Source organism: Sphingobacterium tenebrionis (genome assembly GCF_037126265.1).
Classification (GTDB): domain Bacteria; phylum Bacteroidota; class Bacteroidia; order Sphingobacteriales; family Sphingobacteriaceae; genus Sphingobacterium; species Sphingobacterium tenebrionis.
In genome coordinates this window covers 1-13,728 of record NZ_JAYLLN010000024.1, presented here as the reverse complement: position 1 = coordinate 13,728, position 13,728 = coordinate 1, and the positions used below count along the sequence as shown (strand labels likewise).

General features: G+C 39.7%; 9 protein-coding genes. 7 read left to right on the top strand and 2 right to left on the bottom strand.

Translation table 11 applies throughout. The features are described 5' to 3' along the window. Positions 1-368 precede the first annotated feature (368 nt). From pckA to VJ786_RS10445, 3 genes are all read left to right on the top strand, one after another. The gene (pckA, locus tag VJ786_RS10455) at positions 369-1,934 is read left to right on the top strand and encodes a phosphoenolpyruvate carboxykinase (ATP) (RefSeq protein ID WP_336557679.1); all 1,566 of its coding nucleotides are present in this window, start codon (positions 369-371) and stop codon (positions 1,932-1,934) included. Between the two features lie 18 nt (positions 1,935-1,952). Further along, positions 1,953-2,978: a class 1 fructose-bisphosphatase gene (fbp, locus tag VJ786_RS10450; protein ID WP_099367315.1), complete on the top strand. Its 1,026-nt coding sequence runs from the start codon at positions 1,953-1,955 to the stop codon at positions 2,976-2,978. Between the two features lie 63 nt (positions 2,979-3,041). Then, positions 3,042-3,923, top strand: a complete 882-nt coding sequence (locus tag VJ786_RS10445; protein WP_218962221.1) for a DUF6265 family protein — start codon at positions 3,042-3,044, stop codon at positions 3,921-3,923. Positions 3,924-4,150: 227 nt separating this feature from the next. On the opposite strand, the gene VJ786_RS10440 is transcribed toward VJ786_RS10445, so the two are convergent. Both VJ786_RS10440 and VJ786_RS10435 read right to left on the bottom strand, forming a co-directional pair. Further along, positions 4,151-6,316 (bottom strand): S46 family peptidase, encoded by a 2,166-nt coding sequence (locus VJ786_RS10440; protein ID WP_099367324.1) that lies wholly within the window; start codon positions 6,314-6,316, stop codon positions 4,151-4,153. Positions 6,317-6,381: 65 nt separating this feature from the next. Then, on the bottom strand, positions 6,382-8,748 hold the full coding sequence (locus VJ786_RS10435) for a TonB-dependent receptor domain-containing protein (RefSeq protein WP_099367316.1): 2,367 nt from the start codon (positions 8,746-8,748) through the stop codon (positions 6,382-6,384). 139 nt (positions 8,749-8,887) lie between these two features. Between VJ786_RS10435 and VJ786_RS10430 the strand changes: the two genes are divergently transcribed. From VJ786_RS10430 to VJ786_RS10415, 4 genes are all read left to right on the top strand, one after another. Further along, on the top strand, positions 8,888-9,835 hold the full coding sequence (locus VJ786_RS10430) for a sensor histidine kinase (RefSeq protein WP_099367317.1): 948 nt from the start codon (positions 8,888-8,890) through the stop codon (positions 9,833-9,835). After that, the gene (locus VJ786_RS10425) at positions 9,832-10,518 is read left to right on the top strand and encodes a LytR/AlgR family response regulator transcription factor (protein ID WP_099367318.1); all 687 of its coding nucleotides are present in this window, start codon (positions 9,832-9,834) and stop codon (positions 10,516-10,518) included. The genes VJ786_RS10430 and VJ786_RS10425 overlap by 4 nt, the downstream gene beginning before the upstream one ends. Positions 10,519-10,908: 390 nt before the next feature. Next, complete coding sequence (locus VJ786_RS10420; RefSeq protein WP_144038160.1) at positions 10,909-11,394, top strand: hypothetical protein; 486 nt, start codon at positions 10,909-10,911, stop codon at positions 11,392-11,394. Between the two features lie 233 nt (positions 11,395-11,627). Beyond that, positions 11,628-13,418, top strand: a complete 1,791-nt coding sequence (locus VJ786_RS10415) for a chloride channel protein (protein WP_336557678.1) — start codon at positions 11,628-11,630, stop codon at positions 13,416-13,418. Positions 13,419-13,728 lie beyond the last annotated feature (310 nt).

The window sequence follows — 13,728 nt, the reverse complement described above, 5'->3', positions numbered from 1 at the left end:
GCTGCATATATTGAGAAAAAATCGCATGATATAAACATATTTTGTCAATATGTTAGGTTATTTTGTCAAAAATTTTTAGCATTGGCAATTTAGCTACAAATTGAGCGAAATGAAAATCAGAAAAAGTACCATAAATCCTTTAATAAGACCCATAATCGGTAAAAAGTGCCTCTATTGCATTTAAACGCAGGTGCCTGTTTTTGATAATTATTTTCTCCAAATGTTGCTAAATTTATGTTACTTAAATTATGAAAAATAATGCGCTGTAATACAGTTAGTTAAATATGTGTATTTCTTACAATATGCTAAATTTGCTTTTTTTAAAGCTAAAAATATCCCTAGCTTTGTTCGCAAAATAATGCCTATATATGACAAACTTAATCAGTACACAACTGGAAGCAATGGGAATTCGGCCCGTTGGTCCGGTTTATTTTCAATTACCGGTTGCGGAATTGGTCGAACACGCCATTCGAAAACAGGAAGCTTCTCTTACTGATAGTGGAGCATTAAGCTTTGAGACAGGGAAATTTACGGGACGATCACCAGAGTCTCGTTTTTTGGTTAAGGACAGTTTAACTGCCGAAACCGTAAATTGGGGTAAGGTAAATAAGCCTGTTACCACAGAATTATTCGACATGTTGTATCAAAGGGTTACTTTGTACCTATCGGATATTCCTTTATATGTCCGTTCTGTACAGGCATGTAACCATAAGGCTTATGCTCAACAAGTATTGACAGTGACCGAGAAGCCTTGTCAGGACATCTTTGTGAACAATATGTTTATCAATGTAGATGTGAATGAGCAGAGACAGATTGATTGGACCGTTCTGGTAGCCTCAAAATTGCAGGTAGAAGATTATGAAGCTTTGGGATTACCTACTTCCCACTGCGTGATCTTAGACCTTTCCAGACAGATCATCCTGATCATCGGTACAGCCTATACAGGAGAGATCAAGAAAAGTATATTTAGTGCACTAAATTATTACCTGCCTTTAAAACACAATGTATTGACCATGCACTGTGCGGCCAACGTGGGTAAAGATAAAGACACAGCGTTGTTCTTTGGTTTATCAGGAACCGGAAAAACTACCTTATCCTCTGATGAGGGTCGTTTGTTGATCGGTGATGATGAGCATGGATGGACAAAATCGGAAGTGTTCAACTTTGAAGGTGGATGTTATGCCAAAACGATTGGACTAACTTACCAACATGAGCCTCAGATCTATAAAGCGATCCGTTTTGGCGCTTTATTGGAGAATGTGAATTTTAAACCTGGTACGCGCGATGCCGATTATAACGATCGCAGTATCACCGAAAATATGCGTGCTTCTTATCCAATCGAATTCTTGGATAATGTGAATCCTACAGGATTCGGTGCAGCACCTAAAAACATCTTCTTTCTAAGTGCGGATGCATTTGGTGTATTGCCTCCGATCTCTAAATTGACGACGGAGCAGGCGATGTTCTACTTCATCAATGGTTATACCGCGAAAGTTGCGGGAACTGAGATGGGGGTTCAGACACCTACAGCTACATTCTCTGCTTGTTTTGGTGCGGCATTCCTGCCGTTGCACCCGATGCAGTATGCAGAGATGTTGAAGCAGAAATTGGAAGAAGATCCAACTATCCAAGTATGGTTGGTGAATACCGGTTGGGTTGCTGGTCCTTACGGTGTCGGCAGACGTATACAATTGGCTTATACCCGTCAATTGATCCGTTCAGCGATAGAAAGCCATCTTTGTGATGCAGGTTATGAAGAACATCCGGTATTTGGTCTACAGATGCCAAGGGAATGTCCTGGAATTCCGGAAAACCTGTTGAATCCGAAAAAGATGTGGGCTAATCCGGAAGGTTATGATGAAATGGCCAATAAATTAAAAGGCATGTTCGATGAAAATTATGCCCAATATGTTCCAGTGGAAGCAGTGAAATAGGGGTAAAAGACAAAGAACATGGGAATACAAACCTTAGAACAATTCATCAGTAAACAACAATCCAAGTTTCCAACAGCAAAAGGTGAATTTACCCATCTTTTGCAGGCGATATCCTTAGCAGCAAAAATGGTTAACCGTGAGGTTAACAAGGCTGGTTTGGCGGATATCCTTGGAAAACAGGGTAAACAGAATGTGCAAGGTGAAGAACAGCAGAAACTGGATGTCTTTGCCGATCAACATTTCATGGATGCCCTGGAAAAAGTGGGTGATTGTTGCTATTTAGCTTCTGAAGAACACGAAGAAGGTATAGACCTGACCCATCAGACATTTTATCCGGTAGGGAAATATATGGTTTATTTTGATCCCCTGGATGGTTCATCAAATATTGATGCCAATGTTTCCATCGGTACGATCTTTTCGATTTTCAAAAGGGTGAGTCCGGAAGGTCCTTTGACCATGGCAGACTTCGAGCAGACTGGAAGGCAGCAGGTGGCCGCGGGATATATCATCTATGGTTCTTCGACCATGCTGGTGTATACAACAGGTAAAGGGGTGAATGGATTTACCTTGGATCCTTCGATCGGTGAATTTTGTCTTTCACATCCGAATCTGCTTATCCCATCTACGGGTAGGACCTATTCGGTGAACGAAAGTAATTATAACCAGTTCTCTACGGCAATCAAACAATACTTGCAATACTGTAAGGATATGGATAAGGAAACCCAAAGACCTTATACCTCCAGGTATATCGGTTCTTTAGTGGCGGATTTCCATAGAAACATGATTCAGGGCGGGATTTACCTGTATCCAGATACCATGGCTTATCCTAACGGCAAGTTAAGGTTGATGTATGAATGTAATCCTTTGGCATTTATTGCTGAACAGGCAGGTGGTCGTGCATCGACCGGATTGATGCCTATTCTGGATATCATGCCGGAAGAATTGCACCAACGGGTGCCGTTGATCATCGGAAGTGATAAGATGGTGAAAATGGTGGAATGGTTCATTCATGAATATTCTACCGCAGAACCTACTTTTGCATAATTAGGAATTTTTAGGATTAAGCTTGGCTGATTTTAATTAGGTTTGTATGTTAATCTAATTTTTATGAAACAGCTGAGCTTAATCTTTTTTTTGATCCTTTTAGGAGGATCTATACAGGCGCAAATGCCCACTTTCCTTTTAGGAACCTGGAAACAGGAAGGCAAGCCGCTCTTTGAACATTGGGATCGGAATCAGGATGGTAATCTGAAGGGTTTTAGTTATCAGGTATTGGATGGGGGAGAGATGTTGGTGAGTGAGTACCTGGATCTATCTGTTGAAGGGAAAGGTTTGATTTATAAAGCGACCGTGCTTAATCAGAATCAAGGCAAAGGGATTTCCTTTGAAGGGAGCCTGGTAGGTGATACATATACTTTTGTGAATGCGAAGCATTCTTTTCCAAAGGTGATCAGTTATCAGAAGTTGGGTTCGGATAGTATGAAGGTGACGGTATCGGGTGGTGAAAAACAGTTTTCCTATAAGATGGGAAAGGTGAAGAATGCTAAGCTTGGGAAGGAAATTGTTGAGCATGGTGCGAATAATGCTTCGATGGGGGAGAGTTATGATGAAAACTTGGCGAAATCATTGGGTGCTGATGATTATGGGATGAAGAATTACTTTTTGGTGGTTCTGAAGACCGGAGAGAATAAGACTACTGACAAGGAATTTATTAATACGGGATTCCGAGGCCATATGGATAATATGGGAAAGTTGGTGAAGGATGGTAAATTGGTTGTTGCTGGTCCTTTTGGAAAAAATACGGACCAGTTTAGGGGGATATTTATCCTTCAGAATCTGAAGGATATAGAAGAGGCAAAAGCTGTGGTGGATACTGATCCGGCTGTGAAGGCAGGTTTATTGGGGTATAGTATTTATCCTTGGTATGGCTCGGCTGCTTTGCCGATGTATTTGCCTTACTCAGAAAAGATTTCGAAGGCGAAGCCTTAAGGTAGAATTTAAAAAAGTTAGAATCCAAATAAAATAAGTTAGAATCCAAATCCAAATTATATATTTTTAACTGAAAAAGCCGATGCATGCATCGGCTTTTTTTTACGTCATTGCGAGGAGGTACGACGAAGCAATCTTTCGATTAGTGTAAAGATTGCTTCGTTCCTCGCAATGACGATGGATTGCTTCGTTCCTCGCAATGACGTAGAGTTTCGCAATGTTAAAAATTAATTCCTAACCCCTAATTCCTTAATAATAAACTGCGCGTTATCCACTTTATCCGCGATCCACAACACATACCTGATATCAACCCCAATAGATCTACTATAAGCTTCATTCCAGGCAAAGTCATTGATTGTCGCATCATAAGCTCTATCAAAATTCACCCCGATCAATTCTCCATACGCATTCATAATAGGCGAGCCAGAGTTTCCACCAGTGGTATCCATATTATAAAGAATATTCACCGGAACATCATTGATCTCCTTTTTGAAATAATTTCCAAAATTCTTGCTCAACCAATTCTCCTTAATAGCAGCTGGATACCTAAACTCCGGATCACCAGAATTACCTTTTTCGATCAATCCACGGACAGTCGTAAATGGTTCCATATAAGTCGCATCAACAGGACTATACCCCTTAATATTCCCAAACGTCAAACGCAATGTCGAATTTGCATCCGGAATAAAATTCTTGGATTGGAACTTCTCTTTTACCGCCACATAATCCGCCATCAACTTATTCAAATTTCCTTCGCGACGTTTTTGTTCCTCCGCAAATGGTTTCATCTCCTTGTTCAATTCCTCTTGGAACTTCATCAATTCATCAGAATATGCTAAGAAGGTTTTGGCATCTTTCAACACCTGGCTATAAAACTGCTCCTTATTTTTCAATGCCGTCTCATCAAGCGCCTTATTGATAAACCCACTTGCCGCATCAGCTGATTCAAACCTATGGTTAGCCACAAATGGCAAAGCATTTCCATCCTTTAATTGCGTAGCCTGAGCAAACATATAAGAAGCGATGGATTTATCCACATTCAGGTTATAGGCCTCATAAAAAGGATCCATTTGCTTCTTGAAGTTTTCTACATTCTTTGCAAACATCTCCTGACGATTATTAGCCGTTCCTTGTTGCATCAAGGCCTCCTTAAAGGAATTAGCCATTCTCGCCGCTTGCAATAAACGGATACCTCCATAGATCTGGTTGTACCACATCTCTTTTTCCGCATCTTGGAAAACCAATTGGTAATGCTTGTCAATATCCTGCATCAACGTTCCATATTGCGCTTTCAGTTCCGCATTCTTATTGATGAATTCCGTTAGTTCGGCATCTTCCTTTTTCTTGGTATTCACCAAGTCGATATTCCTTAAGCCTTTCAATTTACCACGGTAATTTTTCATGGTATTGGCATTTCTTTTAATGCGTGTTGCCAATTCCAATTCAGTGGCTTTATCATCCTTTCCGGCCAACATCATCTGTTGGTTCTGGAAATCATACAAGTTAGAGGTATATGGCAATAGAAATTGCTGTTGGTATTCCAAGTATTGGGAAGGACGATGACGGAAAGTACGTCCTGGATAACCCAAAATGAAAACAAAATCGTTTTCTGACACCCCTTTAGGATTGATTTTCAAGTGTTTTTTAGGTTGATAAGGCACATTGTCTTTCGAATATTTAGCTGATTTTCCATCCTTGCCTACGTAAGCACGTAAGAAAGAGAAATCTCCGGTATGTCTAGGCCAAACCCAGTTATCGGTTTCCCCACCAAACTCTCCAATATCCTGACGTGGAATATACACTAAGCGAACATCCTCAATGGTCTTATAACGGAACAGCACATAGCTTTTTCCGATGAACATTTCCGATACTTCAGCTTTGATGCTAGGATCCTTACTTTCTGCTTGTTTGGCAAGTTCCACCCGTTTCTTGTTGATGATATCGATTCGCTGTACCGGGTCGGTAATATTGGAAACCGCATCCAGGATTTCTTTGGATACATCCTCGTAAGAGTCGGTGATCCGGATGGTCAATCCTTTAGCCTCAATTTCCTGCTCATGGGAGTTGGCGACAAAACCATTCTCCAGGTAATTGTGTTCAGGGCTGGAAGCCAATTGCACCGCGCTGAAAGCACAGTGGTGGTTGGTGATGATCAACCCGTTTGCTGATACAAAGGAACCGGAACAACCGCTAACCTGCACCAAGGCGTCAACCAAGCCGATACTTCCAGGATTATAAATGTCTTTTTCGCTGATTTTTAAACCGGCTTTTTTAAGGCCAGCCTTGCTCAATTCGCTCAAGGGGAACATCCCTTCATCAGGAATGGCTGAGTAATTAAAAACACCAGCAGCTAAAATGGCCGATAGAACACCGACTTTTAGGATTTTAAACATAGTATAAGATTTTAATTCATCCCAAAAATACGATTTTTTTCCCTTTGCAGGCTCCTTCATTTTAGCTAGTTCATGCGGTCCTGATCATTTTCAATCGCTTTGCTTTTTGCAGTTGAACCTTTCACAGTCGTTTTCCCCAATTTATAGGTTAGGCTGAGGAAGTACATCGCTCCACGACCGCGATTTTTGTTTTCATAGAATATCCCGTTTTGGATAGTCTTAGCATGCCATCTATAAAGACTGAACAAATCTACCCCTTGAATTTTTGCAGCTAACTGGTTATTCAGAAAGCTCTTGGAAAATGATACGTTGAAAGAATAGATTGGCGCGACCTCATAGATACCCATGGTGGAGGTATAGGAGAATTGATGACTCAATTCTGCCATGTATTTTTTCGGAAGCTTAAAAGAAGAAGAACTGTTGAACGAGAAGGCTGGACCACTTTTTTGGAAATCATCCTTCCTGATATTCAATTGAGCAACTTGGACCTGTAAAGTACTATTCCACCATTTTGTAAAGGCAACAGGGATATAAGCGGAGGCCATCCACGCAGATGTTAACCCATAATTCTCATATTTACTGACAATCACATCCTCATCTCGATCGTAGTATACATTGTGGTCACCTCTATTTTCCATATAAGCCAAGGTGAACATGTATTTGCTTTTAAAAAAATGCTGTAGCGCGATAGATTGTGTGTAGGAAGGTTTTAAATAAGGATTTCCTTCGGATGCACTGTAAATATCACTATAGTACCGAAAGGGGTTGAGGGTTCTAAAACTAGGTCGATCAATGCTCCTGGAATAACCCAAGGAGAGATTATGGTTTTTATTTAGCGCATAGTTTAGATTGACTTTTGGTAATAGATCAAAATAAGATTGTTTATGAATCAGATTGGTGCTGATGGATTTTCCTGTTGTTTGGGTATGTTCAGCCCTCAACCCCAATTGAGCAGAGAACTTTTCTGAGAATGCCGTACTTAAGTCCAGGTATGCGGCAGCTACATTTTCAGAATATTGAAACCTGTCTTCTTGGAGCGTTGGGATTTGGTTTTGGCTATCGGTTAAGGTTTCAAATCGATTGAAATTATCGGTTTGAATATCTGTTAATTTAGCGCCGACCTCCAATGCGTATTTTTTCCACAAAAGATCTTCATAATCCAAGGTCATGGAAAGGACTTTGTTATCCAGGTCAAGGTTATTTATACGATCTCTATAGACCTGTTGGTTTAGGCTTGTCTGGTATCTATTGTCTCCCAAATTGTTGCTCCAGGCATAGTCTGAATTAAACATCAACTTGCTGCTTTCTGAAAAGGTATTGGTATAATTGAAACTTAATAAATCTCGATTATGATGAACATCTCCTGTATTATGATCATTGAAAATCTTTAGCCCGTTTGCTAGTTCATTTCGCTGGCTCTCACTAAGCTGATCCGAAAGTTTATTGCCCGTATTTTTACTATATACCAATCCAAATGTGTTTTTCTTGTTCAGGAAATAGTCTAATGAAAATTTTCCGTAGGAAGAATTGTTTTTGGAAAGGGAATGAAATTCTTGGAATAGGGAATAATTATCTGCACGTTGTTCCGTAGTTCCCTGAACAGGAGATTTATCAAAATTGGCGCCCAAGGAAGTAGAGAAGGCTATTTTTTGGTTTCTATAATTAAAAGTCCCACTGCCTTTTACATCGGGTTGTTGTCCATAGCCTGCAGTGGTGGAAAGTACGGTATTCCAACCGTGGCTCTTATCTTTTTTGGTGATAATATTGATTACGGCAGCCGCTTCATATTTTGCAGAAGGAGAATGGATAAGTTCTATTTTTTCGATGGTTCCTCCCTGAAAATTGTTGAGGTATTGATAAACTTGGTTGCCCTCGAGATAGGTTCTTTTGCCATCTACCAAGAAAAGGACTTTTTTTCCTTGAAGTTTCACACTTTCCTGTTGCATATCTACAAAAACTCCAGGAGCTTTGCCCAATAGGTCAATAGCGGAACTTGTCTGCACCAATGGCGTATTTTCCACATTAAAAATTGTCTTACCCAACTTAGCCTCAACGGTAGGTTTTCGGCCAGTAACGGTGATTGTTTGTATGCTCGTTTGGGAAGCAGCATTCAACATGAGAACTAACGGATTGCTACTCTCCAATGTAGCGATTTCCTGTATGAGCTTTTCATACCCAACCGCCGTAATCTGTAATTGTTTCGCGTTAGGTCGTTCCAGTTGAATCTGAAATTCGCCCCGCTCATCACTTATAGCATAATCTATTATTTTCTGGGCAGAATCTACCAACTGTATCGTGACGTAGGGAATGACTTCGTTTGATTTGTTTATAAGTTTTCCTTTTCTCAGGTTTTGCGCATTTGCTACTGACGATAAGCCTAGTAACAAAGCCAGAACAATTATTATCAATAGTTTTGATTTCGGATAATTCATATGGTTTTAATTTTCAATTAATGTTAGAGTTTAATTATCTTGCAAGGCGTTTATAACCGAACGCAATCGTATTGATCTCAAATTTTAACAGAAAAGATTTCATATTATAAATTAATACACCAATGGGACTATTTGACTGATGAACGTAGGAAATGGGATGACGAATAAATTGGGTAAAATTGGTTTACACCTCGGTTTATGGTTCTTAATTTGGGGGCTGGAAATTGGGAATGTCGCTCTTGCTGGCGTAACGATTACCAGCCAACATGTGATCAATTTATGGAGCAATACCTTATTTGCCTATCTTTTTATTGGCTTCGTTTTTCCAAGTTATTTGAAGGAAAAATCTATCGGGAATATGGTTATTCGGGGAATGATGATTTTCCTGCTCTTTCTCGCCTGGAAATATGGGGTTACCACTTATTTTTCCAATAAGATGGCTAATGTGGCGGTTCGCCCAGAGATTTCCTTTAATTTCGTTATCATTCATCTTTATAGGTTTATTGTATATGTTTTATATGCTGCAGGATTATGGTATTTTACCACTTACCGACATAACCGATATAAAAGAGATTTGAAGAAATTGGAACTTCAACAATTAAGGACCTTGATGCTTCAAGCGGAAATAAATAGTCTGCAGGCACAAATAAATCCACATTTTCTGTTCAATACCCTGAACTTTATGTTCTCCAGAACGATTGCATCGGACAATCCGAATATTAGTCAGACCATTTTATCTGTTTCTGATTCCCTACGTTATATGCTTAAAACAGGTGGTACCAAACAACTTGTTACTTTGAGCGAGGAAATTCATCAACTTGAAAAAGTATTGGCTATTTATCGTTTACAAACAGGAAATGATTTACAGTTAAGCATAGAAAACAACAGTGAAATTAAAGAGGTAATCATTCCTCCCTATCTACTTATATCCATGCTGGAGGAAGTCCTTCATCCCTATCATCCAAGCATACCAAGCTTTTTGTTCTCTTTTCAAATCAATGATCTGGATAAGGAACATGTGGAAATAGTATGTCAGGTAAGTGGGGAAAAGGAGCTTACTCTTAACTATACCAATATGATCAAATGAATTGTATAATTATTGATGATGAACAACATGCTATCGATGTCATAGAGGCATATTGTAAAAAAATATCCTATATAAACGTGTTAGGGACTTTCCATGATCCATTGGAAGCTGTCATGTTGTTGAAAACAGAAAAGATTGATGTTGTTTTTTTGGATATAAACATGCGTAGCATTTCAGGGATCGATTTTATGAAAGCCTATCCGATCAAACATGTCATTCTTACTACAGCATTTTCCACTTATGCCATTGAGTCTTATGAATTAGGGGTAATAGACTATCTGTTAAAGCCGATTGCATTTGATCGTTTTTTGAAGGCCTTGGAGAAAATTCCCCACGAAAAACAACCGGTAGAAGAGGACTTTTTCTATGTGAAAACGGACCGGGATAAATTGGTCAAATTAACTTTTTCGGAGATCAAATTTATAGAAGGTCTGAAAAACTATGTAAGCATGCAGACCAAGAAAGATAAATTGATCACCTTACTGACGATGAAGGAATTGTTGAAAAATCTTCCTGCTTCCAAATTTATTCAAGTTCATAAATCATTTATCATTAACCTCGATTTTTTCGAATCCTTATCTGGGAATCGGATAAAGCTGATCGATGATGATGTAGAAATTCCTATTGGAAATGCGTTCAAGAATGATTTCCTGGTCCACTTAAAAAAGTTTACGATTGGTTAGGGAATGGAAAGAAAGTACATCCTATTTCATGTATTGTTTTGGCTCGTTTATGGCCTCTTAGAACTCTATATAGCTAAGATTTCAATGGGGTTAACCGGGTTTAGGATGGATTATGCATTGTCCCTAATAGTCGATTATTCGATGTTGTACTTAGGGGTATTCTACCTATTTCCGCAAAATCACAAAAACCCCAAAATAGGTTGGGTAATCCTCTATTTTCTAAGTTTTTTCTTCCTTTTTTGCCTGCTAAGATTGGTTACCGTATGGTTTCTTCAAACCTTTAATTTTGAAACGGTATTAACTTTCGATAACTATTGGAGCTTTTTATTTTTCGGATCCCAAAGGTACCTCCAAATCGCATTTATTGCCAGCTTTTTTTGGTATTACCGAATGAACCGGAAAACAGAGAAGAGCATGCTGGAAGACCAATTGCTTCAGCAACAATTGGAGAATAATATCCTAGAGGAAAAGATGAGGTCGATGCGATTACAGGTTTCCCATAGTTTTTTCCCAAAAACTCTCCAATATTTGATTAAAGAATCGGAAAAGGAAGAGGACCAATCTATTCATCAATCTTTTCAATTATTAGATGAGGTATGGAATTATGGCATCCGGACCACTGGCACTGATCATTTTGTCCGTTTAGCTGATGAATGGAAATACATCCATAATTTACATGCCTTGAATACATTAAGATTCAATCAGGAATGTTTTGTGGATTTCCATGCTGATCCTGCCGTAATGGAGGTAAAGATTCCTAAGAATATGTTATTAACGCTATACGAGAATATCATGAAGTATGCCGATTATCAGAACAACAGCATCCCGTTCAATTCTGGGTGGAACAGAAAAATGGGGAGATTGTATTGGAGGTAGAAAATCTGAAAAATGGGAAAATTCCATTTCAAGAGGGCGGAAGTTTTCGTATTGGACATCAATATATTAAATCAGTGCTCGCCTATAATTTTCCTGATTCGCATCGTTTTGAGGTAAAAGAGGATGGACATCGATTTAAAGTTTCCATTCAGTTTCCATTTCGATAATTCCAATAGGGATTTATAAGGCTTTCCGATACATAGTTTCTATATTTGCAGTTAAATGCTGATAACATGCGAGAAAAGCTGCTGAGAAAACTGGAATACATCAATAAATGGCGAATGCAAAAAATTTCCAATCGGAATTTTATTATTGTATTGGCTTTTTTGGTGGGTATTGTTGGGGGATTGGCAGCGGCATTGTTAAAAGGACTTACCCATTTTATTGCATCGACCCTTCAGGACGATATTGAATGGCACTATAAGTATGGATTATACTTGATCTTTCCATTGATCGGTATTTTCCTTTCGGTTCTTTATGTTCGGAAATTTATAAAGGATAAAAAGCTGGAGCATGGTATCACACCGATTATCTATTCCATTTCACGAAAGTCCAGCCGAATCTCCATTCATAATATCTATTCCCAAATTATTACCAGTGCGGTTACTGTTGGTTTTGGGGGTTCTTCCGGTTTGGAGGCGCCGATTGCCTATAGCGGATCAGCAATTGGATCCAATATCGGTCGTTTCTTCGGATTGAGCTATAAAGAGGTTACCATGTTGCTAGCATGTGGTGCTACAGCAGGGATTTCGGGCGCTTTTAATTCTCCTGTAGCAGGGATGATCTTTGCCATTGAGATTCTATTATCTGAATTTTCCATTCCTGTATTTATCCCGCTTTTAATCTCATCGGCGTTGGCTGCGGTTGTTTCGAGGATCTTATACAGTGAGCCGTTGTTTCATACGACGACTACAGGTTGGGAGGTAGAGTCAATTTTCTTTTACCTGATTTTGGCCGTGTTGATCGGACTTTTTACGATCTACTTTTCGAAAACCAGTCAGATGGTCAAGAATTGGTTTGGGAGGATCAAGAATCCGTATAATAAGGTTTGGATTTCGGGGATCAGTTTGGGCTTGATGATCTTTATGTTTCCGGCCTTATATGGGGAGGGATATATCAGTATTCAGCAGATCTTGGATGGTCGTTTTGATTCCATTGTCAAGAATTCGCTCTTTGCAGAATTTAAGGATATCTGGTGGGTGGTATTGTGTTATACGGTATTGACGCTGTTTGCAAAATCCTTTGCAGCGTTATTTACGATCAATGGGGGAGGAAATGGTGGTGTGTTTGGACCGAGTTTGGTGATGGGCGGATTATTGGGTTTTGCTTTCGCATTTGGGGTGAACCAAACGGGAATTGTGCAGTTGAATGTGCCGAACTTTGTGATGGCAGGGATGGCAGGAGCTTTGGCGGGTGTTATGCATGCGCCTCTGACGGGGATATTTTTGATTGCAGAAATTACAGGGGGATATACCTTGATGGTACCTTTGATGTTGGTGGCTTCGATTTCCTATTTTATCAATAGGGCAGCGATGAAGCATTCGATCTATACGAAGGTGTTGGCGGAGTCGGGGGATTTGATATCTTATGAGGATAAGGATCGGACGGTGATCAGTATGATGAAACTGCGGTATATCCTGGAGACTAATTTTGTGGTGTTGAGGCCGGAAGAAACGCCGGTACAACGGAAATCGGATATCATACATTCGAAGAGGAATATTTTTCCGATTGTGGATGATAAGGGGAAGTTGTTGGGGATAATTTATAGTGAACGGTTGTTTTCCATTTTGTTGGATGAGGCGGAAGGGAAGGATAAGACCTTCGCGGTTTTGGCACAGAAACCAGCGGATATTATTGATGAATCGGAGAATATGGAAAGGGTAATGGGGAAGATGAATAAGGATGATGTGTGGATATTGCCGGTAGTTAATAAGGATAATCAATATTTGGGCTTTGTATCGAAGTCTTCGGTTTTTAATAAGTATAGAAGCTTGCTGATTAGGCAAGGGCAGTATTTGGAGTGATAAATTTTTAAGTCGGCCGGTCAGGCCGGGCTGGCTTATTGCGAGGAGGTACGGACGCGTCATTGCGAGGAGGCCTTGTTCGTCATTGCGAGGAGGTACGACGAAACAATCTTTGAACTGTGGCATCCTGAGCGTAGTCGAAGGATCTGTACGGGTACCAAATGTAGATGCTTCGACTTCGCTCAGCATGACATGCGGGAAGATTGCTTCGTTCCTCGCAATGAACTGTGTATATATCCAAATAATAAATTAAATTTTCTCCAAATAATATTCTGATTAGGCCGCTTTTGCGATGTAGCCCTTTCCAGAT

Excerpts from the sequence above, each read along its gene's own strand:
- pckA (WP_336557679.1), top strand. The coding sequence starts at position 369 with ATGACAAACTTAATCAGTACACAACTGGAAGCAATGGGAATTCGGCCC.
- fbp (WP_099367315.1), top strand. The coding sequence starts at position 1,953 with ATGGGAATACAAACCTTAGAACAATTCATCAGTAAACAACAATCCAAG.
- VJ786_RS10445 (WP_218962221.1), top strand. The coding sequence starts at position 3,042 with ATGAAACAGCTGAGCTTAATCTTTTTTTTGATCCTTTTAGGAGGATCT.
- VJ786_RS10440 (WP_099367324.1), bottom strand. The coding sequence starts at position 6,316 with ATGTTTAAAATCCTAAAAGTCGGTGTTCTATCGGCCATTTTAGCTGCT.
- VJ786_RS10435 (WP_099367316.1), bottom strand. The coding sequence starts at position 8,748 with ATGAATTATCCGAAATCAAAACTATTGATAATAATTGTTCTGGCTTTG.
- VJ786_RS10430 (WP_099367317.1), top strand. The coding sequence starts at position 8,888 with ATGAACGTAGGAAATGGGATGACGAATAAATTGGGTAAAATTGGTTTA.
- VJ786_RS10425 (WP_099367318.1), top strand. The coding sequence starts at position 9,832 with ATGAATTGTATAATTATTGATGATGAACAACATGCTATCGATGTCATA.
- VJ786_RS10420 (WP_144038160.1), top strand. The coding sequence starts at position 10,909 with ATGAACCGGAAAACAGAGAAGAGCATGCTGGAAGACCAATTGCTTCAG.
- VJ786_RS10415 (WP_336557678.1), top strand. The coding sequence starts at position 11,628 with ATGCGAGAAAAGCTGCTGAGAAAACTGGAATACATCAATAAATGGCGA.